The organism is Metabacillus endolithicus, assembly GCF_023078335.1.
Taxonomy (GTDB): domain Bacteria; phylum Bacillota; class Bacilli; order Bacillales; family Bacillaceae; genus Metabacillus; species Metabacillus endolithicus.
Genome location: NZ_CP095550.1, coordinates 3,961,538 through 3,984,914, shown reverse-complemented (window position 1 = coordinate 3,984,914; position 23,377 = coordinate 3,961,538). Strand labels below are relative to the sequence as shown.

The following is a 23,377-nucleotide window of genomic DNA, read 5'->3' as shown; positions in this document are numbered from 1 at the left end:
TCCCTTATCCCCTTTGCATATATTTGTTGTTAAAATTGAATCACTTTGTGTTCATATGGACCTATGACGCATTTCCCCTTGGAAACTATTCTTCCTGTTATAGCATCTTTTCCATCGTTTGGAAGGGTAACAGCTCCTCCCTTGCCATCCATATTAACAATCACCCAAATGACTTCACCCATTTTCCCCGCTCTTGGTGCGACAATCGTTCCTTCTGAAACATCTGTTTTCACTAAAACACAAGCTTCTTCCGCATAATGAGTTAAACATTTCTTCAGTAAAATATCTCCTTCATCACCAACTGGTAATGAACCTAGCATCACTATTTTCCCTTTACCACGCTTATGTTCAGTAATAAATGCATGACCTTCTGAGATTCCATCTTGTATTCTACCTACTACTTCTGCTTTTTTCGGTTCAAAAACTGAGCTCCATATGCTTAAAGGAGCTACCAATCCCATAAAATCTCCTTTAGACTCTGTCCCATCCATTGGATACGTATATAATGTTTCAACACCTGCTTGCTCCTCTAATGCACCTAATGCTGCATCAGTATGAATTGTATGGTGAGCTGTTCTTCCCCCTGTAAGAGGACCAACAATCCAAATCCCTCCATTTTCAACAAATGCAGTTGCTTTAATTAAATAGTCTTCTGATAGGTAATGGATGAAAGGGTGAATAATAACTTATAACCCTTCAAACTAGCATTCTCAGGTATAAGATCTCGATGAAAGCCTGCTGACAGTATTTTTTCGTAAAAATCAATGACAAGTGACCGATAATCTAAACCATCGTGTGGCTCTGTTTTTAAGAAGGCCTTCGCCACATCTGAATAAGTTATGGCTACTTCTGCTTGTAAAGGTGTAGAAGCTAATATAATAGATTGGATTTCCTTCCTAACTGCTTCAACCTCTTTTACATTTTCAAACCCAACAGTTGGTTTTCCCCATGCACTGATTACCGATCCATGTGGTTGTTCACAGCCAGTTCGCTGTTGTCTCCAAAGCCAATAGCAAAATGCTTCTCCTCCTAAAGCATAAGCTGCAACTGCTTCAGCCTTTAAATAACCATTTTGATGCGGAGCTGCGTGACTCTCAAGTGATGCACTATGTGAAGGGCTTGTTTCCATAATCCAATAATCTCGACCGGATTTAAAATTTCTCCATAAATCACAATTAAATAGATATGAATGAAAATTTTTCTCTCTGCATACGTATCAAACGATGCAAAATCGAGGTTTTCATATAATCTCTCATTATTAACATGAAAAAATGTCGTACTGTTATGGGTAATAGGTGCTTTTGAATATTTTCGGATAATGGCTGCTTGTTCATCAGAAAATTCTGCTATTTTTTCATATGAAAAGAGCTGATACATCGTTTTTAGAGATGAGTTATGAAGAAACGGTGTTGCAACAGGTTGAGGAACTTGATCAAATCGATGATAATATTGACTCCAAATATGAGTGCCCCAGGCATCATTAAGATGATCAATTGTTCCATACCGCTCTTCCAGCCATTGATGCCACAAATCTCTACAGGTTTCACACATACACTCACTAACATGACATTTAAACTCATTATCAAGCTGCCATGCGATTAACCCAGGAAGATGGCTAACTGCCTTTGCAATTTCCTCAGTAATAATTGCAGCTTTTTCACGAAAGTGAGCATTATTAGTACAAATATGCTGACGTGATCCATGTCCCATCACACGACCATTTCCATCAACAAACATCCGCTCTGGATGATTGTGAGTCAACCAGATAGGTGGTGTCGGAGTTGGGGTACACATCACAGTCTCAATTCCATGCTCATTAAGCTTCTCAATGACCTTCACAAAAAAATCAAGCTCAATCTTTCCCTCTTCCTTTTCCATCGAAGACCAAGCAAACTCACCCATTCTAACAACGTTAATCCCTGCTTCAACCATCAGCTTTAGATCTTCTTCAATTGTTTCTTCATTCCATAGTTCAGGATAATACGCTGCACCATGATATAATTTTTTTCTCATTCTACCGGACTCCTACTATAAGAATTTTTTCTTCTTACTTAGACTGGTGTGATCTATTTCTTCTTAATCCATCATCTCTAAAAAGGAAAAACCACGAAAACGTGGTTTAAAATTTTTGTTTTAAATGAGAAACAACAGGCAATTGAAGCTCCTTCATGCCTTCTATAACCAACTTCCCAATTTCGAGTGCTCCGACTTCGCTAAAATGGGTGTTATCTTCAATCCCCTCTGGATAATTATGATGAACATTTGGTAGCAAAATAGTAAATAATCTTTTAGAATCCTCTATCCCAAAACGTTCGTATAATTCTTTTGTTTTTGCCCACATATCGATTAAAGGCACGTCTAACCTTGCTGCTAATTGCCTCATTGCCTCGGGATATTCTCCTAATGTATTCTCAATTTTTCCGTCTTCGGTAAATGTACGTCGTTGGACAGAAGTTAGTAAAATAGGAATCGCTTTCTTCTCCCGAGTTTTAGAATATATTGAGCTAAATGCTCTTGATAAGAGGTATATGGTTCTGTTCCATATGACTTTTGATCGTTATGACCAAATTGAATAAATAAATAGTCATTTGGTTTCATTTGCTCCAAAATAGCTTGAAGTCTACCTTCTTCTATAAAACTATTAGAGCTTCTTCCTCCCATTGCTTCGTTTTGAATTCTAATATTGTCTATAAAGAAGGTGTGAAATAATTGTCCCCAGCCAGCCATTGGTGCCTCTGCCTCAGGACAATTAGCAGCAGTGGAATCTCCTGCTATATAAATCGTTTGTTTATCAACAGTCACTTTTTCAACCCTCCTTCCTGACATTTCATTTCATTTCATTAGCAATATACCTTTTTATTACTTTTTACTAATTCTGCTAAAAAGACGAGTGTTAACCCTTGGCCCCAACCTTGAATACGCTTATATGGTACATTTTTATATCCTTCTGCATCATTCATAACGGCTGTTCCAGCTGAAACCTTTGAGACCTTTCCATCTTCTTCAATTTCGTTGACAATACCCTCGATCGATTTTTGAATATACTTATTATAAAGACTTCCTCTAGTAAGAAGTGCCGCTGCAATAGCTGATGAACCTGATATTTCATAGTACGAAGAAGGATCATCAACGATTGTATGCCATAACCCATTTTCAGCTTGAAGTCTCACTAAAGCACTTAATTGATCTCGTAACGAGCAGTCAATAATCATGTAAGAAGGATCTTGAACATCAACTAACTCTAATGCTTTCGCCATCGTTAAAGCTGCCCACCCATTACCACGAAGCCCAATAGATTGACGACATATGATTTTTTGCAATATTGTCCCAGCCATGATAATAAAGATTTGTAACAGAATCTTGCAGAAAATCTTCATGACCATGATATTGTTTTAATCCATCTCTAAAGTAATCTTCTCGGTCTAGCAATCGACCAACTCTTAGTAGAAATAAACCTGCCATCATCATCGTATCCACCCAAGCCTGTTCTGGAAAAACATGCTTTACTGAATTTACTGTATGTTGAAAGATTCCATCAGCAAAACGTGGCGCATCATGTTGAAGGTACTCTGCCATTTCTTTTATAACAGTTAAATATTTTTCATCTTCTGTTACATTGTACAAAGTAATAAGACAATGACCGATCGACACTCCATTTATAGAAAGTTTAGGTAAACCATCTTCAAGCCATTCATCAACCCAATTTTTTAATAGATCAATATATTCTTGTTTTTCTGTTGCTTCATAGGCTGCTGCTACACCATAAAAAGCAACACCTCCGGGCCAATCCCAGCTAAAATCCATTTCAAATGTACGTTTGACAACTCTATCTAGTAATTCAGTTATTTCAGCTTCCTCAAATTGTAGTTTTGGCATGTAAAACCCCTCCGTTGACTATTGATTATCTTGTAGAATTTCGTTAGCTTGCTTTCTAAATTTCTTTGCTCCTTCTTCAGGTGTTATCTTCCTAAATAAAATCTCATCAGAAATATCTTTCAACACCTTCATTACCTGTGAGCTTCCTACTGGATCTGGTGGGTAAAATTCATCTGTCATTGCCTTTGCTTTCTCTACATAGTTTAGAATCTTCATTTCCCCTTCAGTAAGAACTGGTTTAATGGCTTCAGATACTTTTGATGAAACCGGCACTCCTCGTTCACCCTTCATTAACTTATTGGCTTCTACATTAGAAACGAAATAATGAATAAATTTTGCTGCTTCTTCTTTATGCTTTGAACTTTTTGGAACAGAAAATAGCATACTTGGTTTTAAGAATAATGCCTTATTTTCAAGATGTTCAGGTGGCAAGTGAAGCGTTAACGGTGCATTTGTTAACGGATCAAAGCTAGCATATTGATTGGAGTAATTCCAGGTGATTGCTGTACTTCCTGTTACGATAAAATCTGTTTCCATCGTTCTTCCCGCAGCGACCACCTCATCCGGGGTAGGAAATGCACCTTCATCAATTAACCTTAGTTGTCTATAAAAATAATCAATAAACAATTGATCATCAGAATAAGCAAGAGCTGTTCCTTCATTATTATAGAATTGCTCTCCTTTTGTTCTTAAATAATATGGAAAGAAAATATCTGGTGGATGCATGCCATTAGATCCATAAACTCCTGCTGTTTTCTTTATATCCACTGCAATCTGCTCCATATCATCCCAAGTCCAACTATCTTCATCAATCGTGACGCCTGCTATATTCATTAATATGTCATTAGAAATAACAGATAAAACATTGATCCCTATTGTAAATCCAAATAATTTGTCACCTACCTTACCGCTGTTTACTATGCTTTTATCAATGGAAGAAACGTCAATGATCCCCTTTTCGACATATGGAGATAAATCTTCTAGTAAGCCTTTCTCACCATATTGAGACAAAAAAGCCATATCCATCTGAAGCACATCTGGAAGTTGATTCCCCGCGGCCATCGGCTCTAAATTATTCCAATAGTCATCCCAGTTTGCAAACTCCGGTTCAATATTAATGTTTGGATGTTCAGCTTCAAACATTTCAATAATTTTAGTTGTATATTCATGTCTTGGCTGACCTCCCCACCATGCTACTTTAATCGTAATATCCTCTTCCTCCATTACATCTCTTTGCGATTGCTCCTCTGAGTTGCAAGAAGTGAGGGTAAACATCACTATAAGGGTCAGGGTAAAAAACAAATACTTTTTCATAAAGACCACCTTTTTTGTAAGTGTTTACACAAAATAGTTTAATAGGTTTTCTATCTACTTTTAATGTAATTTCTAGAGAAGAATGTTTAAAAATCAGAGTAATATGAAGAAAACCTATTATAATTGTAAGCATTTACATTAAGTAGGTCTACTTGAAAAAGAACCAATTATTCCTGATTGATTAATTCCTGCCTCTTTCCATTTTGTACTATGCGCTCTTGTTGCTTATCATTGATTTTCTGAAAAGCATTCATTGCAGGCCTTGTTATTAGAAGAGCTACTAAATTTCCACTGCATATTAGAAGTAATGGTGGAGCAAAAGAAAGCAAGATCATCAAGCCTGCTCCACACACTAGCATCATTAAAGTTGATAATGGATTCATGATCATAACAAAAAACGAGTTTTTTAGAACCTGCAGGACCTTCATTTCATAATGCACATACATTGGAAAAACATATAGCAACATGCATACAAATAAAATAGAAAGAATTAAAAAAGGAACGGATAATAGCTGTTGTATGAATGAAGAAGCCTGTTTCAGATAATACACATCAATTATTAGCACAATACCTATCAATGTAAGAATCATTCCAAGAATATTACTTTTTATAAACTCTTTTTTATACGCCTTCCAAAATGTTGAAGAGATAGAAAAGTCCATTTCTCGTAATGACCACCTTCTCACAACCGAAAACATAGCAGCTGTCGCAGGAAAAAAACCAAAAATTCCTAATCCAAGGATAGAAAAGAAGATCCATAAAATATTTAATAGCGCCAATCTTGAAATCCATTCCAACACATTATGAACACCACCTAAAAATCCATGAGTCTCCATTCTAATCCGCTCCATTCCCTTTTTAATTTTTCCACAAAGAGTGTTAGAGGGTTAGCTCTTAAGCTTAACCCTTTAATCCACTTGTACTGATTCCTTCCACAACATGTCTTTGGAATAAGAAAAAAACAACGAATACCGGTATTAATGTGACAATAGACATTGCAAACATGGCACCCCAGTTTGAAACTGTTTCATTACTTAAAAACATATTTAATGCCATAGAAACTGTATATTTATCAGGGCTATTTAAATATAAAACCGGTCCTAATAAATTATCCCAAGTCCAATAAAACGAGAAGATTGCTGCTGTAGCCAAAGCTGGTCTAATTAACGGAAGGATAATCTTATAAAAAATTTTAAATGTACTACACCCATCAATTGTAGCTGCTTCATCAAGCTCTCTTGGGATAGTCCTGATAAATTGGACTAAGAGAAAAATGAAAAACGGATGTCCGAAATAGGCTGGTACAGCAATCGGCTTAATCGAATCAAGCCAACCTAATTTAGAAAAAATAATGTATTGCGGAATCATAACAACCTCATAAGGTAGCATTAATGTGACCATCATAATCGCAAACCAAAAGTTTTTCCCTACAAACTCCAGTCTAGCGAAGCCAAACGCGATAAAAGCAGATGATATGACTTGACCAATCATCGTTAAAATAACAAGTACTACTGTGTTTTTAATAAAAACGCCAAACGAATTACCACCGATTCCTTCCCAGCCTTGACTAAAATTTGTTAAGATCCAAGGATCAGGAATTAAAGATTTTGCTGTTACAAAGATTGTTTCACTTGGTTTAAAGGAGCTCATTAACAGCCAAATAACAGGATAAAGCATTAACAAAGCAAATCCGCCAACCAAGATATGATAAATCCACCATTTTGGTTTTTTCATCTTAGGAACTGAAATCCCTTTTGTTTGAGGGACTGTTTTTACATTCGTATTTGTTTCCATAAAGATTATTTCCCTCCCTCAGATTCATAGTGAACCCAATACTTCGATGAGAAAAATATGAGTGCAGTTAATAGTCCAACAATAATTAACATCACCCAGGCCATCGCAGATGCATACCCCATATTAAAGAATTCGAAGCCTTGAATGAAAAGATAGAGTGAGTAAAGAAGTGTACCATCTAACGGACCACCAGTACCTTTTGAAATAATAAAGGCAGGTACAAATGTCATAAATGCAGCAATTGTTTGCATGATTGTGTTAAACAGTATAACCGGACTTAGCATAGGCAGAGTGATTTTCGTAAACTTTTGCCAATGGCTTGCACCATCTACGCTTGCAGCCTCGTAATATGTTACTGGAATGCTTTTTAATCCAGCTAAGAAAATTAACATCGATGATCCAAACTGCCATACAGATAATAAAATTAACATCCACAGTGCAGCTGTAGGATCTCCAAACCAACGAACATCGGGAATACCTAAAAAGCCTAAAAGTAAGTTAACAATTCCCTCATCACCAAATATATTTCGCCACATGATTGCTACCGCTACACTACCACCTATTAAAGAGGGTAAATAAAATAATGAACGATATAAACCAACTGCTCTTGATGCTGTATTTAAGATCATGGCAATTAAAAGAGCGAATCCTAAACGTAGCGGAACACCTGCAAATACATAGATAAGAGTCACTTTAAGAGATTGCCAGTATCTTGGATCGGCTGTAAACATTTTTTTATAGTTTTCAAAGCCCAATCCACGTTGGGGGAGCAAACAAATTATATTTTGTAAAAGAAAAATATAATGAGGTTAAGATTGGGATAAACGTAAACGCTAAAAACCCAATGATAAAGGGACTGATAAATAAATAGCCTTTTACACTTTGCTTCATAGCGCGTGCACTCATAGAATCATTTCCTTTCTCCAGAACTGAATTGGCAGTAAGACTGATAGCTGATCGTACAATTGATCAGCTATCAGGTCATTAAGCACTATTTATTTTGAGCTAAAATGCTTTCTGCTTGCTGTCTAAATTGTTTAGCTGCATCTTCTACTTTTAACTGACCATAATTCATTTGTTCAGATAAACTGTCGAGCATCTCAATGATTTCACCTGCTCCAACTGGATCTGGACCATCAAATGCCGAGCTGTTTTGTTCAAATCCATTCAACACTATCAAACACTTGAACTTGTTCAGGAGAAAGTACTGGTTTAAGAGCTTCTTTCACCACTGATGAACCTGGGATACCACGGTCACCTAAGATTAATTTGTTTGCTTCCTCATTGTTTACGAAGAAGTCAATAAATTTAGCTGCTGCTTCTTTATGCTCGGAGTTTTCAGCAACAGACCAAAACATACTTGGTTTCAAATATAATCCATCACTTGTGTTAGGCCCCGGCATGTTTTGAATTTTTAGTGGTCTGTTTGCAACTTGCTGTAATCCTACGAATTGATTTGACCATTGCCAAATACCAATTGCTTCTTGTTTTACTACTGGATCATCTTCAAGACCTTTTAACTGAGCTAAGTAGTCAGGAGTAGGTGCTGCACCATCTTTCACTGTATCTGAAGCCATCGTAAAGAAGTCAATGAACATTTGATCATCATCATATCCTAATGATGCACCATCTTTACCAAATAATGATTTCCCTTGAGTTCTTAAATAGTAGTTAAAGAATACGTCCGATTTCATTGTAGTATCAACAAATATTCCAGCATCTTTCGCTTTTGCTGCTAATTCTTTGTAATCATCCCAAGTCCAATCTTCAGCTAAAGAATCGACTCCAGCTTTCTTTAATAATTCTTCATCATAATGGAAACCAACAACGTTAACCCCTAAGTTAAAGCCATATAACTTGTCATCAAGTTTTCCACCATTGATATAATTGTCCGTAAAATTCGTTGTATCAATTTGATTTCCAACATAAGGTGATAAATCAGCTAACTGTCCATTTTCAGCGTACTGTGAAAAGTAAGAAAGATCCATTTGAATAATATCAGGTAATTGTTGTGCAGATGCCTGAGGTGCTAACTTCTTCCAATAATCATCCCAACTTGCATATTCTGCTTGAATCTTAATACCTGGATTTTCTTTCTCAAACATTTCGATTACTTTTAGAGTGTAATCATGTCGAGGTTCAGATCCCCACCATGCAATACGAAGTGTTACTTCTTCATCTTCACCACCATCTGATTTTGAACCTGAATCTGAAGAAGATTCACCAGAAGTACTACCGCTACAAGCAGCTAATGTAAATACCATAAAAACCGACATAAAAATTGCCAACCACTTCTTCATTTAACATCCCCCTTGTATTCTTTTTTTGAAATCTTTGTTAACGCTTACAACCTTTATTTTATAGGGTTTAAGAAGCTATTAAAATGCAAAAAACAGATAAGAGTGTTTAAAAAACAGTGAATTCTGACTACCTTTTTTTGAACGTCTAAAAAATTTGTACTTTCTGAACTAGTACAATGGATTGAACTACTATCTATGTAATTCTCCACCCAAATATAGAGAAATTACGCTACGATCTTGCAACATTTATGAGGAATTTTGCAACTTAACAACATTTTCTTGCAACCTCCCCCTACTGGGTTTCCAAACAAAAAAGGACTGTCTACACATAGAGACAGTCCTTCTAACCAATCTATTAATTTACCTTTTTATAATCAGACGGAGAGTATCCAGTAAACTTCTTAAACACTTGACTAAAGTATTGGGGATTATCACCGAATCCAATCATCTCAGCAATTGCGAATACCTTTACATCATCCATTAATTGAATCTGTTCAATCGCTTTCTTAATTCGTTCTTGTGTAACATAGCTTGAAAACTTCTGCCCTGTTTCCTGCTTAAACAGTTTACCTAAATAGTCCGCATTCATATAAACCTTATTTGCCACCCACTTCAGGGACAGCTCTGGATTTCCAATATTCTCTTCTACCAGATCAATCATCTTATGAATAACAGCCGAATGATTTGATTTATGTCTTTCATAGTGACCTTGTGTAATTTCTTTTGCGGTAGAAAGAAAGAAATGTTTCATTTGCTGGATTGTATCCATATCTACTAATACAGACATTTTATCCATATATTTTTGCATGCTCACTGAGTCTGATTGCTGAATCATCACTAAAAAAATCTGCATCACATAAGAACGCACTAAACTAATTGTTAATCTACTTTCTGTTAGCTCAGCGAAAAATTGAGAAATTTCACTTTCCACTTTTTCTATATTTCCTGATTTTATAAACAAACATAAACTTTGACCATCATATTCATAGTCATTCATTCGATTCTCATGTTTAATATCATTTTTTGTAATAATGCTTCCTTCACCTAAATAAAATCTATGTCCCAGGCATTCGAGTGCTTCTAAATAAAGTCTTCTTACTTGTGTAATACAATCAACCTCACTTATAGCCACTGTCATATCCATTTTATAAATATCAAAAAAATGTTCTCTTAGTTGCTCAATTTTTTCCTGTAGGTTATTAAACTCCTCCTCATTTACAAGAAAAAGAACATATTCTCCTATACTCGTTGATAAGACTGATTCTGAAAAAAGATCTTCACCCAGGTTTTCAATGACAAACATATGCTCATAATGATAATCACCTTCTATACGAAAGATAATTAACCTTATAAACTCTTCTTCGAAATTCACTCTTAATAGTTTTTCATAAAAATGTATTCCTCTATTGCTGTCAAACTTGCTAGTGATAAACTCTTTTAGTAATTGTTTTTTCACATAAGGCTGTACTTGATTTAGCCGACTTTTCGTCTCTAATAGAAATTCCTCTTTTTTAGCATCTCTTTTTAGTTCATCAATCACTTTATTTAAAGCATCCATAATGCTATTTTCATTACATGGCTTTAATAAATAATGCTTGACTCCATATTCCATCGCTTGTTTAGCATAGTTAAATTCATTAAAGCCTGATAGTATAATAAACTTTATGGAAGGTTTTTCAGCTGCCATCTTTTCAACTAATTGAAGGCCGTTCATTCCTGGCATTTTAATATCACATATCACGATGTCTGGTTGTTCCTTCATGATAAAGTCATAGGCTTCCAAGCCATTTCTGGCCGTACCAATTAAACTTGTTCCAAGTTCTCCCCAGTTGATGATACTCGAAATCCCCTCCAAAATAATTCTCTCATCATCAACTAATAACACCCTATACATAATCCCACCTCGTTTGATATGGAATAACGATGCGTACCTTTGTCCCTTTGTTTACCTCACTATCAATTTGAAGGCCATACTCAGGTCCAAAAACAAATTTAATTCTGGAGTCAATATTACGTAAACCGATTCCATTCCCTCTGGTTTTTATTTCACCTTTTTTGACTAATTCGAGCTGCTCCTCATCCATTCCAGGTCCATTATCCTCAACAATAAGATGGAGTTTATCTCCTTCTTTGTATGCTAACAAACGGATTTCACATGGCTCGATCATCATTTCCAGCGCATAATGAATGGCATTTTCAACAAGTGGCTGCAGAATCAACTTTGGTAGCTTAGCATTTTTTACTTTATCGTCCATTACTAATGAAAATTCTAACCGCTCTTCAAAACGAAACTTTTGAATTGTCACATAGTGTTCAACCATCTCTACTTCTTGTTCCACTGTTATAACATCATCTTTTAAACTAATAGCATTTCTTAATAAATATCCTAAAGATTCAACCATTTTGGATATTTGATGCTGCTGATTTACTTTTGCCAGCCAGTTAATAGATTCTAGTGTGTTATACAAGAAATGAGGATTAATCTGTGATTGCAATGCTTTAAATTCAGTATCTTTTATTAATAATTGTTTTTCATAATTTTCATTAATTAGCTGATTAATCCGTTCAATCATTACAAAGAAATTTTGGTGTAACATTCCAACTTCATCCTGATATTGTGAAGGTGTAAAGTTTTCTGTTAGTTTAAAATCCCCTTTTTGAACGAACTTCATCGCTGAAACTAAGTTTTCAATTGGATTCGTAATTCGCTTAGAAAATCTAATAACTAAATAAATAGAAGAAATAGAAATCGCTAAGAATAAAAAAATAACAAGGAACTTAATCATCGTAACCTTTGCGAACATTGTTCCAAAGGGCAAGACATTCCAATATGTCCAATTTGCATATGGAGATTTTGAATAGGTAACAAAAAAGCTTCTTCCATATATATTTTGAATTTGATATCCTTGTTTATCACTAGCTGTAAAGTCTAGCTTATCAACATTAGTAGAATTTCCTTCTGAAAAGAAAATTTCATCTCCTTCTGAGATCGCAATATAACCCTCTTGATCTTCCCACTCTTTTGGCAGCTCTTTAACAATCTCGTGTAACTTAACATCAATTACTAATGTTCCGAGCTTTTCAAGACTTAGATTTTCATAGGATTTTAGCTGTCTCGTAGAAAAAATAGAATTTTTTGAGCCTTCTAGTGAAATCCATACATTACTCCCATTTCCTTTTTCCGCCTTTGTGATCATTTCATCTTTATGATCATATAAATTCGGGGATGGCACTCCTCCAGCACGATATTCCTTCCCAAAACGGTCAAATAGATGGATGGATTGGATATATTTTTCGGAACCTATATAGCTAGTAAGGGTCTCCCAAATTTCTTTTTCTATTTGATATTGATCATACTTTGTTAAGCTATTGTCCTTTGAACGAAGCAATGCGTTCTGAATAACATCATCACCCATAATTTTATAAGTAACTTCTTCAATATTCTTTAGTTCATCTTCTATTCTATTAGAAGACATAATTAAAACTTGTGAAGATTTACGGTAAATTTGTTCATCATAGCTATTAAATGCATATTGAAATCCAATTATAATAAACGTTAAACAAACAATTAATAAAATAGAAATAAAGACGATTAATTTATACTTAATTCTTAAATTTTTATATCTGGTTGAAATTCTTCGGTTTAAGTTCCTCATATATTAGAACTCCAATATCATAATTTGCTAGTAACCGCTTTCAATTCATTTCAAAGGATATCCCATTGTAGACATTAGTGCCAAGCCTGGTTGGGTTGAATCCAATCGACTATATTGGACAATGATTGGCAGATCACTTTCCACTTCAATTGAATAAGGAACACCTGTTGGAATCGTTTCTCCATTAAGCTCCAGTGCTGTTGTACGTAAATGTTTACTTCTCTTGCCCTGCACAATGACAGGAATTTTCTCAATCGGATCTCGATCCTCAAAATAAATCGTAACTTCAAGTTTTGCATCTTGACCATTGCAGTTTAAAATACAAATAGATTCATGGCTAAGAAGTTCCCCTGAGCTTAATGGTGGTATATATCCATCTGGTATGATCCAATGTTTCTCTCCTTTTTGATTATTCATTCACATAACCTCCAATGTTAAAAAAGTACAAAATACTCCATGGTTTAATCATATCATGATTAGTAGTTAATAAGAGTAGGTTCTTATTACTAAACAGATACAGAATAAGAATTTGCATAAGGTGCAGTTAGCTATCTTCCATTATAATGGAAGCACTTGCAATAATACATTTAATTTTCCGATGATTATGATTAGAAAACAGTGTTTCTACTTCTAATACTGCTTCAAAATAAAAAAGCCTCCTCTAAAACGAGAAGACTTTCAATCTTATATAACAAATGCAAAATAGGCAATAAAAATAAGTGCTAAAACATAGACGATCGGACTGATTTCCTTCTGCTTTTTCATAGCAATCATTGTAATAGGGTACATAATAAAACCAAGACCAATACCAGTTGCTACACCATAAGTTAGCGGCATCATGATGATCGTGACAAAAGCAGGAATTGCAATCTCGAAACGTTCCCATTTAATATGACGTACTTCACTTGCCATTAATGCACCAACAATAATCAAAGCAGGTGCTGTTACTTCTGACGTTACAATAGAAAGGAGAGGCGAGAAAAATAGTGCAATAGCAAACATTCCAGAAATCACAACAGATGTAAAACCAGTTCTTCCACCTGCTGCTATCCCTGCAGATGATTCAATGAATGATGCTGTTGTTGAAGTACCTAGAACTGACCCTGCAACTGATGCCGAGGCATCAGCTAAAAGTGCTCGTCCAGCGTTCGGAATTTTATTATCCTTCACTAACCCTGCTTGGTTAGCAATCGCAATCAATGTTCCTGCTGTATCAAAGAATGCTACAAATAAAAACGTAAACACAACAGCTACTAATTCTATTGAAAAAATATCTCCTAGCTGCATAAAAACAACCCCGAATGTTGGCTCCAAGCTAGGGATTCCACCAATAATAGCTTTAGGCTTATCAATTATCCCGAAAAACATTCCTAAAATCGATGTTATCACCATTCCATAAAAGATGGCCCCACGAACATTTTTCACCATAAGAATAACGGTAATAATAAAACCAACAACTGCTAATAAAGTTGGACCGGATTGAATATTTCCTAACGAAACAAATGTTGCTGAATTTGCCACTACAATCCCTGAATTTTTCAAGCCAATAAACGCAATAAAAAAGCCAATTCCACTTCCGATTGCATATTTTAAATCCTGGGGAATTACTTCGATGATTTTTTCGCGAATTTTAAAAATGCTTAGCAATACAAACAAAACACCTGATATAAATACACCTGTTAATGCTGTTTGCCAAGGTATCCCCATTCCGATTACAACTGAATAGGTAAAAAATGAATTAAGTACCATACTAGGTGCTATCCCTATCGGGTAGTTAGCTAAAATCCCAATTAATAACGTACCGATAATTGCTGAGACAGCTGTTGCTGTAAAGACAGCCCTTTATCCATACCTGCTTCTGATAGTACAATTGGGTTAACAACTAATATATAAGCCATTGATAAAAAGGTAGTAATTCCAGCAAGAAACTCTTGTCGATAAGTTGTTTGTCGATCTAAAAACTGAAAGAATTGCTTCATGTTGACCTCCTGAATTATGCTAAAAAAGCTTTAGAGTTAGATTACCCTAAAGCACACATAACAAGAATTACATATCGACAATACATATGTAATCCTTGTAGTCATGCTATTTAAGGTAGCTTGGTAGAAACGTTTAGGCCATATCCCTAAACATATACAAGGTTGATATATTATATTAATATAAGTTGATATTATAGAGAAAAATAGTAGTTGAGTCAATGTAAATATTTTGGATTACACGATCAGCTAGGCTATGTTACTTTTTCTTTGAACAATAAAAAAACCTCAGATGACCCAAAATTCATCTGAGGTTTTTTTATTATTTAGTTTATGTAACAGGGCATCAATCAACAATGAACACTAAAACCAACTATTTCTTCCTGCTATCTTTACTCATACAACCTTACTAATCTCAAAATGACGTTCTAGTTTTCGTTTTACACGCTGAAGAGCATTGTCAATTGATTTAACATGTGTATTCAATTCTTCTGATATTTCCATATATGATTGTCCGTCCATATATAGAGTTAATACTCTTCTTTCCAAATCACTCAGCAATTCATCAATCTTCCGTTCTATTTCGTTCACTTTTTCCTTATTAATAAGCAAAGATTCAGGATTAGTTACTTTTTCCCCTGCAATCATATCCATCAACGTATAATTAGAATCTTCATTAGTAAGAGGCTTGTCCAAGGAAATAGATGAATTTAATGGACCATGTTTTTGGCGAGAAGCAGTTTTAATTGCAGTTATAATTTGTCTAGAAATACAAAGCTCTGCAAATGCATAAAAAGAAGCCATTTTGTCTTCACGATAATCACGAATCGCCTTATATAACCCGATCATTCCTTCTTGAACAAGATCTTCTTTATCGGCTCCTATTAAGAAATACGGTCTAACCTTCGAGCGCACAAAATGCTGATACTTATTAATTAAAAAGGACAATGACTCGCTGTCACCATTATGAGCCATCTCGACCAACACTCTATCCTCTAATCCAGCATAATCGACAATTGGTTCTAATACAGTGTTCATTGATTTGATTTCCCTCCATACTCTTCTTAAATTAAGCCCATTTCGAGCTTATACTTATTTTAAATTTTCACTAGTTTACTAGTTTAAAAAGAAATATATCTATACTAAATACCACGCTACTACCCTAAATAATTTCTTTATTATTTTTCACAGACAAATGTGATGTAGATATAAGTATAAGGGGTTAAAAATAAAAACGTTGTCGAAATATAAACACTAACTACAATTTTTATAAATTTTTTGATTAGATCTATCATTCAATAGGTTTATTTTCAATTTGTTGCATTTTCATGTAAAGAAATGAAGTAAAAACACTCGAAAAAATCATAGATATTGTCATTTAGAAGGAAGATAATTGTTTTAGTGATCACCTAAGATTATTTTTCGGGAAATAATGACAAGAAATTAAAAATAAGCTCTCACCATTTTAGAGAGAGCTACGATTTCTATTTCAACAACACTACTTTAAATAAAACACTTCCCTCATCGGTTTAATTGGTTCTGCCTCATTAAAATCAAACGAACCTTCCACCATTTGTGATGTAATGGCGTTCCAATTGTTACATTCTTCACTTTGAGCAATATATTCAAAAGCAGCCTCTACATCATCACATTCAAAACAGTAGAAAAATTGATTACCATTTTGAAAGATGGAATAATTTTTAATTCCTGCCTTACTATGCTCCTCCATCATTTCAGACCAAGGATTAAGATGTAGTTCTACATACTCTTCCAGGTCTTCTTCTTTGATTTTCCAAGTCCACGCAAACTTATTACTGTTCTTCATCCTCATATCTACCCCTATATCTTTTAATTGAAAAACTAAGCCAGAACTTGAATGGCTTAGTTTAAAATTATCATGAATCAGTTAATAAACATCTTTCCATTCAGCAATATTATCAGCATCAAATTTAAATGGGTCGCCAAGCATAATTTGTGTTCCTTCTCCATCTTCAACTACTTCCTGACTTCCTTGATCACCTGCTTCGAATGTGTCACCAACTTCTCCTTTGATTGACCCTTCAACTAATGCATGTGCAGTATAACCAGCTACTTTTCCTACATCAATTGGATTCCATAAGTACATCCATGGTGAAACACCACTTTCGATATAGCTAGCCATTTCACTTGGAAGTCCTAATCCTGTTAATTTTACTTTTCCTTGTAATCCTTTATCTGTTAATACTTTTCCTGCAGCAGCAATTCCAACGGTTGTTGGAGCAATAATCGCTTTTAAATCAGGATAAGATTTTAATAAAGCTTCTGTTTCAGATACACTTTTATCTCTTAAATCATCACCATAAGCTACTTTTACTAACTCTATTTTGCTATACTCAGGCTTTTCAAGTTCTTTTTTCATCCATTCAATCCAAAGGTTTTGGTTTGTTGCTTGTGATGTTGCACTTAAAATCGCGATTTGTCCTTCTCCACTAATCATTTCACTTACTGCTTCAATTTGAATTCGCCCAATTCTCTCTGGGTTTGCTTGATTCACATGAATATGACGGCTGTTAGCATTAACAGCTGAGTCTACTGAAAGAACTTTAATTCCTTGGTCCATTGCTTTCTTCAACACTGGCTCTAATGCATCTTGGTCATTACCAGCAATTGCGATTGCAGCTACTTTTTGCGTAATTAATTGTTCAATAATTTGGATTTGCCCTTCCGCTGTTGGTTGGTCTGGTGAACGTAGAATCACTTCTCCACCAAGCTCTTCTACAGCAGACTTAAAGCCATCCATCATTTTTTCCCCATAAGGATTTCCTGTGTTTTTAAATACAAATGCGTACTTGTTTGAGGCACTGCCTTCTTCTGCCCCACCCTCACTTGAAGACCCACCACTTGAAGGTGCTCCTTGACTACAACCTACAAGTATAGAAGCAAGTAATACAACTGATAAAATCATTGATAAAAACTTTTTCATTTTATCTCTCCCCTTTTTGTCTTTTCATTTATACATAACAGTTTAAAACTGCGTATAACGTGGTTATTTTCTTTTCATAAAGCTTGGTAACTTTATTTTTGGAACGGCTACAGCTAAAATAAGCAACGCACCAACAACAATTAATAATGTTTGAGCAGGGATATTAATAAGCCCTAGTCCGTATTGAAGGTAACCAATAATAAATACAGCAATAACAGTTCCAATTATTTTCCCCTTACCTCCTGCTGTACTAATTCCACCTAATGCAGCCATGGCAATAACATCTAGTTCATACATGTTTGCAACATTAGGTCTGGTACTTCCCATTCTTGAAGCTAAAAATAATGCTGTTAATCCAGCCATGAGACCTGCAAGAGTAAATACAATCATTTTCATTCGATCAACCTTAACTCCTGAAAATCTACTTGCCGTAGGGTTTTTACCCATTGCAAAGATTTGACGACCAAACGTTGTTTTATGAAGAAGAATTCCAAACAATATTGCCATAATGATAAACAAAATTAGAATAAATGGAATTCCGAATACATACCCCCAACCAAAAAATCCAAACCATTCTGGAAAAGTACCTGATGATTGATCTTCCAAAATCACGTAAGCGATTCCACGATAGAGGATCATTGTGCCTAATGTAACAATTACAGCTGATAATTCTTTGAATTTAACAATTAATAGACCGTTTATAAATCCACATAGAGCACCCACTGCTAAACAAATGACTACAGCAAGTTCCATTGGTACTCCGAGGCTGTTGTACATTGTTGCCATCACAACTGATGATAAGGCAACCGTTGAACCAACAGAGATGTCAATATCACGCAAAATCATAATCATCGCCATCGGGAAAACAATAAATGCTTTATCTAGAAAAATCATTGTTCCATCTCGTAAACTTGCATAATTCAGAAAATAGGGTGATAGATTTGAGTTGATAATCATGACTGCGAATAAAATGATGACTAACATCCATTCCCATTGTAAGAAAAATCTCTTTAGGCTAAAGTCTTTTTTATCAAGGAGATCTCGATGTATATATCCTTGCTGATCAAGTGATGTTCTTTGTTCCATGGCTTATATTTTCCTCCTCATCAGATTATTTCGATCAACACCTCTTTTAACAAGGGTGTTTATGATAACAGCAACGAGGATGATGAGACCTTGAATACCTGTTTGCCAAAATGGAGATACATTTAATAATGGCAATGCATTATTTAAGATTCCTAAAAGAATAGACCCTAGAATGATCCCAGAAATCTTTCCTGATCCCCCAGCAATACTAACTCCGCCAAGGATACAAGCTGCGATAACCGTTAGCTCGTAACCGGATGCTGTATCACCTTGTGCAGATGCAAATTTAGACACCCAAAGCACACCTGACAGTCCTGCAAAACCGCCCATAATGGCATAAACAAGTAATAGAATGCGACCTTCCTTTATACCGCTTACCTTTGCTGAATCAGGATTACTACCAACTGCATAAATTTGTCGTCCTGTTCTTGTGTGGTTAATGATATAAAAGAATAAAAGGTAAATAACGATAGCTATAACAATCAAATTATTTATACCAAATGTTGTACCTGTTGCAATAGACACAAAGCTTTCCGGCATTTGATAAGAACTAATCCATTCTCCGCCACTAATTTTAAATGTGATTCCTCTGAAAATATTCATCATCGCCAGTGTAGCAATGATAGGGAGTAATCCGATTTTCGCAATTAACACTCCATTGATCGCTCCACAAACCATCCCAATAACAATTCCTAACAAAATAACAAGGATAGGATGTAAACTTTGATACGTACTAACTGTCTGAGCAGCTACCATTCCGGAAAGTGCTATCGTTGATCCAATTGATAAATCAATACCTCTCGTTACAAGTACAAGCATCATTCCAAGAGCTAAAATACTAAGAATCGCTGTATTTGTGATCATGTCATTAATATTCTCTCCACTTAAAAAGCTGGAGTTTCGTAACTGAACAGCTATTGATAAGATAATAATAAAAGCAAGTAAACCAAGTTCCCTGAATTTATATATGTTTGCTAGCTTTGACGTCTTTTCTGCATGCGGCTGTATACTTGTTGAGTCTTGTATGACATTTTCAGGCATACTCTTCACCTCTTTTTCTAAATCAATCTATTAACCTACTTCTTTTTCTTTCCCTTCGCTCATGGCCGCTTCTAAGATGACTTCTTGTGTGGCATCCTTTTTGTCTAATACTTTCGTAATTCTTCCTTCTCTCATAACAACAATTCTGTCACTCATCCCTAATATTTCAGGCATCTCAGATGAAATCATAATAATACCGTAGCCTTGAGCTGCTAAATCATTAATAATTTCATAGATAGCTGATTTTGCACCAACATCAACACCTTTTGTTGGTTCATCGAGAATAATAATGTCTAAGTCAGCTGTAAGTAGTTTTGCTACGGCTACCTTTTGTTGATTTCCTCCTGATAAAGAGCTTACTAAGTCAAAAATACTTGTTGCTTTTACATGTACTTTTTCAGCCAATTTTTTTGCAAGTGTTGATTCTTTCTTTTCATTCAGCCAACCTTTACTAGATAAATCCTTCAAGGCTGGTAAAGTAATGTTTCTTCCTATTCCCCAATCCAAAACAAGGCCCTGTAACTGACGATCTTCTGGTAAATAACCTATACCTAAATTCATTGCACTCTTAGGGTTTTTGACTGAAATCTGTTGCCCCTTTAAATAGACTTCTCCTCTGTCATAGCTTGTGATGCCAAACAATGATTGACAAACCTCAGTACGCCCAGCTCCAACTAAGCCTGTTAAGCCAAGAATTTCACCTTTGTGAAGGGTAAAGGAAATATCTGCATAATAGGCCATTTTCCCTAAGTTTCTTACTTCAAGTAATTTTTCACTGATTTTGTTTTTCTTTGTTGGATAAACTTGAGTAATTTCACGTCCAACCATAGCTACAATGAGTTGATCATTGGTGATTTCGTTAACTCCCCAAGAACCGATATATTTAGAATCTCGAAACACAGTCACTCTACTTGCCAGACGATACATATCTTCAAAACGATGTGAGATAAAGATGATCGATGCTCCTTGATCTCTTAACCGCTCCGTAATTTTATATAACTCTTCACTTTCCCTTGCTGTTAAAGCAGCTGTTGGTTCATCCATAATGATAATTTTTGCATTTGTAGAGATCGCTTTTGCAATCTCTACAATTTGCTGCTGCGCCACACTGAGTGAACCCATTTCAGATTTTGGATCAATTGAAGAACCTAAATCTTGTAAAAATGCTCGAGCTTCTTTATGCATTTCTTTCCATAGCAGACGCTTCGTTCCTTTTTGAATTTTTTCGTGTCCCATAAAAATATTTTCTGTTACACTCAAGTCCGGATAATTAGTTACATGTTGATAAATGGCGGCAATTCCCTTTTTCTGTGCATCCTTTGGATTTGTAAATTGCACCTTTTCACCATTTAAGAACATGTCGCCCTCGTTAGGTGCGTGAACACCAGTGATGACTTTAATAAATGTTGATTTACCGGCACCATTTTCCCCCATTAGGGCATGTATTTCTCCTGCTTTGAGCTTAAAATGGACATTATCAAGTGCCTTTACACCGGGAAACTCCTTTGTAATTCCTTTTAGCTCAAGAACATAGTCAGACATAGTTTCACTCCTAGCCTTATGATATTGCTTACAATATAGTTGATTTAATAAACACTTTAACTTGCAATCCTTTTCGTTTGTTATCGCTTACATATATCTTAATAAACATTGAAATGTTGTAGTAGGAGACGATTTTCGGTTTAGGGGGTTAACTTTCTGATGTTTTTTGAAAACAATAAAAAACTCCCTTTTCATAGGGAGTCAACTTTGGTCCAAAATGACCTTCTCTTTATATTTTGATGGTGTTTCACCGTACTGCTTTTTAAACAGTTTACTAAAATATTTCGTGTCTGAATATCCCACTTTCTGTGAAATGTCATAGATTTTAAGATTTGTGTTTACTAGAAGATCTCGTGCTTTTTCGATTCGAGCTCTTGTTACAAAATCTAATACTGTTTCTCCGGTTTGATTTTTAAAGTATTCACAAAAATAAGTGGGATTCATATATACTTGAGTTGCAATTTTTTGGATCGTGATGTTCTGTTCTAGGTGTCCAATAATCCATTTTTTTGCTACATCAATGGGATCAACGTGTAGTTCTTCGTTTTTCCGTAGAATGATACGAAGAATCTTTTTTATCCAATGGTACACTTCATTTCTTAATTCCAGAAGATTTCCTGTTTTCTTCGTTAACCCGAACAATTCATTTAATAAAGGAATTTCATCGTTTTCTTGAGAATGCTTCATAATATAATTGATCATTCGTATTCCAAACACTTGTAAAGATTGCTCAATTTCTTCAGGAGAGATTAATGCTTGAAACATATTTAAAAAATTGGATATTTCATGGTTTATTTTGCTTTGGTCCTTACTATCCAACGATAAAAGAATTTTATTTATCCTATTTTCAATTTCTTTACTATTAGATCCCTTTTTACTATTTTTACACTCTTCAATTGTTTCACTTGTAATGACCTGATTATTACCAAGAAACAAACGAAATTGTATATAAGTGAGCAATTCTTCCTTTATACTCGCCAGTAATGTGAGATCATTTATTTTTCTACTCACTGCTATCGAACATGTAAAGGGTGTGAACTTCTTAATATTTTGTTTTACCTTATCCACAAATATAATTGTCTCACGTGCAAAGGATTCTTCTTTTGTAGCATCTTGAACATGTATGAGCAACCAATAGGATAAATCTTCTCCCTTCCATCTCCATGTAGAGATAAATGAAGAACTTAATTCCTCTGTCGTCTCTTCACATATATTGTCTAAGGCAAAACTCCAAGCTTTCCAATCTTCCTTTTGAAAAGACTTTGACTTACTAGATAGATTATCCATACTTATATAAGTTAGCAGGTATTGACCATTCGGAAAATCCTTTGTCCATTCAAGTTGCGACAAGTCCTGCTTCTTAGTCATTTCACTTAATAACTGCAATTGCTTTACATGTGTTAATTGAGATGCTTTATGTTGTACTTCCTCGAAATACTGTGAATCATTCCAATGGGAAACGATTTTGTTTTGTATCTTTTCTAATTGAATTCTGAAATCATCGCGATCAATTGGTTTAATTAAATAATCACTTGCTCCTTCACGTATGGCTGTTTGAAGAAACTGAAAATCATCGAAACCGCTAATGACCATAGCATGGAAGGAGGCTAATTGCTTTAACTGTTTGATAAGAGTTAACCCATCCATCCCAGGCATCTTGACATCAGTTATTAACAAATCAAAGTGAAGGTTTTGCTCTTGAACAAGCTTCAAACACTCGTCACCACTGCTAAAGCTTCCAACTATTTCCCAATCTTCACCTTGAGCTTTAACCAATCTTTCAACACCACGTCTAAGTCGAGGCTTCATCATCAACAAGTATCGTTTTAA

The 23,377-nt window shown here is 35.1% G+C and carries 13 protein-coding genes, 6 pseudogenes and 1 riboswitch; all 19 genes and pseudogenes read right to left on the bottom strand.

What is annotated here, in order from left to right:
• Positions 1-29 precede the first annotated feature (29 nt).
• Positions 30-2,013: pseudogene (locus MVE64_RS20155) on the bottom strand (beta-galactosidase).
• Between the two features lie 106 nt (positions 2,014-2,119).
• Positions 2,120-2,826, bottom strand: a pseudogene (locus tag MVE64_RS20150) (rhamnogalacturonan acetylesterase).
• A gap of 14 nt (positions 2,827-2,840) precedes the next feature.
• A pseudogene (locus tag MVE64_RS20145) lies at positions 2,841-3,876 on the bottom strand (glycoside hydrolase family 88/105 protein).
• Between the two features lie 18 nt (positions 3,877-3,894).
• Positions 3,895-5,190, bottom strand: coding sequence for an ABC transporter substrate-binding protein (locus tag MVE64_RS20140; protein WP_247340668.1), 1,296 nt, complete (start codon positions 5,188-5,190; stop codon positions 3,895-3,897).
• Between the two features lie 167 nt (positions 5,191-5,357).
• Positions 5,358-6,026 carry a YesL family protein gene (locus MVE64_RS20135; RefSeq protein ID WP_247340666.1) on the bottom strand — a complete coding sequence of 223 codons (669 nt, stop codon included), beginning with the start codon at positions 6,024-6,026 and terminating at the stop codon, positions 5,358-5,360.
• A 64-nt stretch (positions 6,027-6,090) separates the two neighbouring features.
• A complete protein-coding gene (locus MVE64_RS20130) occupies positions 6,091-6,924 on the bottom strand; it encodes a carbohydrate ABC transporter permease (RefSeq protein WP_098796633.1) in 834 nt (277 codons plus the stop codon).
• Between the two features lie 65 nt (positions 6,925-6,989).
• Positions 6,990-7,890, bottom strand: a pseudogene (locus MVE64_RS20125) (carbohydrate ABC transporter permease).
• Positions 7,891-7,975: 85 nt separating this feature from the next.
• Positions 7,976-9,284, bottom strand: a pseudogene (locus MVE64_RS20120) (ABC transporter substrate-binding protein).
• Between the two features lie 355 nt (positions 9,285-9,639).
• Positions 9,640-11,178 (bottom strand): response regulator transcription factor, encoded by a 1,539-nt coding sequence (locus MVE64_RS27520; protein WP_281730397.1) that lies wholly within the window; start codon positions 11,176-11,178, stop codon positions 9,640-9,642.
• The gene (locus tag MVE64_RS20105; protein WP_247340664.1) at positions 11,171-12,940 is read right to left on the bottom strand and encodes a cache domain-containing sensor histidine kinase; all 1,770 of its coding nucleotides are present in this window, start codon (positions 12,938-12,940) and stop codon (positions 11,171-11,173) included. The genes MVE64_RS27520 and MVE64_RS20105 overlap by 8 nt, the downstream gene beginning before the upstream one ends.
• 45 nt (positions 12,941-12,985) lie before the next feature.
• Positions 12,986-13,357: a sensory rhodopsin transducer gene (locus MVE64_RS20100; RefSeq protein WP_098796578.1), complete on the bottom strand. Its 372-nt coding sequence runs from the start codon at positions 13,355-13,357 to the stop codon at positions 12,986-12,988.
• A gap of 267 nt (positions 13,358-13,624) precedes the next feature.
• Positions 13,625-14,919, bottom strand: a pseudogene (locus MVE64_RS20095) (NCS2 family permease).
• Between the two features lie 78 nt (positions 14,920-14,997).
• A riboswitch (purine riboswitch) is annotated at positions 14,998-15,099 on the bottom strand.
• A 213-nt stretch (positions 15,100-15,312) separates the two neighbouring features.
• Positions 15,313-15,954 (bottom strand): RNA polymerase sporulation sigma factor SigH, encoded by a 642-nt coding sequence (gene sigH, locus MVE64_RS20090; protein WP_098796580.1) that lies wholly within the window; start codon positions 15,952-15,954, stop codon positions 15,313-15,315.
• A 460-nt stretch (positions 15,955-16,414) separates the two neighbouring features.
• Positions 16,415-16,741, bottom strand: a complete 327-nt coding sequence (locus MVE64_RS20085) for an L-rhamnose mutarotase (protein WP_247340663.1) — start codon at positions 16,739-16,741, stop codon at positions 16,415-16,417.
• Between the two features lie 81 nt (positions 16,742-16,822).
• A complete protein-coding gene (gene rhaS / locus MVE64_RS20080) occupies positions 16,823-17,878 on the bottom strand; it encodes a rhamnose ABC transporter substrate-binding protein (protein ID WP_247340661.1) in 1,056 nt (351 codons plus the stop codon).
• Between the two features lie 63 nt (positions 17,879-17,941).
• On the bottom strand, positions 17,942-18,964 hold the full coding sequence (locus tag MVE64_RS20075) for an ABC transporter permease (RefSeq protein WP_121660808.1): 1,023 nt from the start codon (positions 18,962-18,964) through the stop codon (positions 17,942-17,944).
• Positions 18,965-18,967: 3 nt separating this feature from the next.
• Positions 18,968-20,005: an ABC transporter permease gene (locus tag MVE64_RS20070; protein ID WP_247340652.1), complete on the bottom strand. Its 1,038-nt coding sequence runs from the start codon at positions 20,003-20,005 to the stop codon at positions 18,968-18,970.
• A gap of 30 nt (positions 20,006-20,035) precedes the next feature.
• Entirely contained in the window at positions 20,036-21,547 is a 1,512-nt protein-coding gene (locus MVE64_RS20065; RefSeq protein ID WP_247340651.1) for a sugar ABC transporter ATP-binding protein, read from the bottom strand.
• A 201-nt stretch (positions 21,548-21,748) separates the two neighbouring features.
• Positions 21,749-23,356, bottom strand: coding sequence for a response regulator transcription factor (locus tag MVE64_RS20060; protein ID WP_281730511.1), 1,608 nt, complete (start codon positions 23,354-23,356; stop codon positions 21,749-21,751).
• Between the last annotated feature and the right edge of the window lie 21 nt (positions 23,357-23,377).

Bases quoted from the DNA above. Each gene is read 5' to 3' on its own strand.
- rhaS (WP_247340661.1), bottom strand. From the start codon at position 17,878: ATGAAAAAGTTTTTATCAATGATTTTATCAGTTGTATTACTTGCTTCT.
- MVE64_RS20075 (WP_121660808.1), bottom strand. From the start codon at position 18,964: ATGGAACAAAGAACATCACTTGATCAGCAAGGATATATACATCGAGAT.
- MVE64_RS20065 (WP_247340651.1), bottom strand. From the start codon at position 21,547: ATGTCTGACTATGTTCTTGAGCTAAAAGGAATTACAAAGGAGTTTCCC.
- MVE64_RS20140 (WP_247340668.1), bottom strand. From the start codon at position 5,190: ATGAAAAAGTATTTGTTTTTTACCCTGACCCTTATAGTGATGTTTACC.
- MVE64_RS20135 (WP_247340666.1), bottom strand. From the start codon at position 6,026: ATGGAGACTCATGGATTTTTAGGTGGTGTTCATAATGTGTTGGAATGG.
- MVE64_RS20060 (WP_281730511.1), bottom strand. From the start codon at position 23,356: ATGAAGCCTCGACTTAGACGTGGTGTTGAAAGATTGGTTAAAGCTCAA.
- MVE64_RS20130 (WP_098796633.1), bottom strand. From the start codon at position 6,924: ATGAAAAAACCAAAATGGTGGATTTATCATATCTTGGTTGGCGGATTT.
- MVE64_RS27520 (WP_281730397.1), bottom strand. From the start codon at position 11,178: ATGTATAGGGTGTTATTAGTTGATGATGAGAGAATTATTTTGGAGGGG.
- sigH (WP_098796580.1), bottom strand. From the start codon at position 15,954: ATGAACACTGTATTAGAACCAATTGTCGATTATGCTGGATTAGAGGAT.
- MVE64_RS20085 (WP_247340663.1), bottom strand. From the start codon at position 16,741: ATGAAGAACAGTAATAAGTTTGCGTGGACTTGGAAAATCAAAGAAGAA.
- MVE64_RS20100 (WP_098796578.1), bottom strand. From the start codon at position 13,357: ATGAATAATCAAAAAGGAGAGAAACATTGGATCATACCAGATGGATAT.
- MVE64_RS20105 (WP_247340664.1), bottom strand. From the start codon at position 12,940: ATGAGGAACTTAAACCGAAGAATTTCAACCAGATATAAAAATTTAAGA.
- MVE64_RS20070 (WP_247340652.1), bottom strand. From the start codon at position 20,005: ATGCCTGAAAATGTCATACAAGACTCAACAAGTATACAGCCGCATGCA.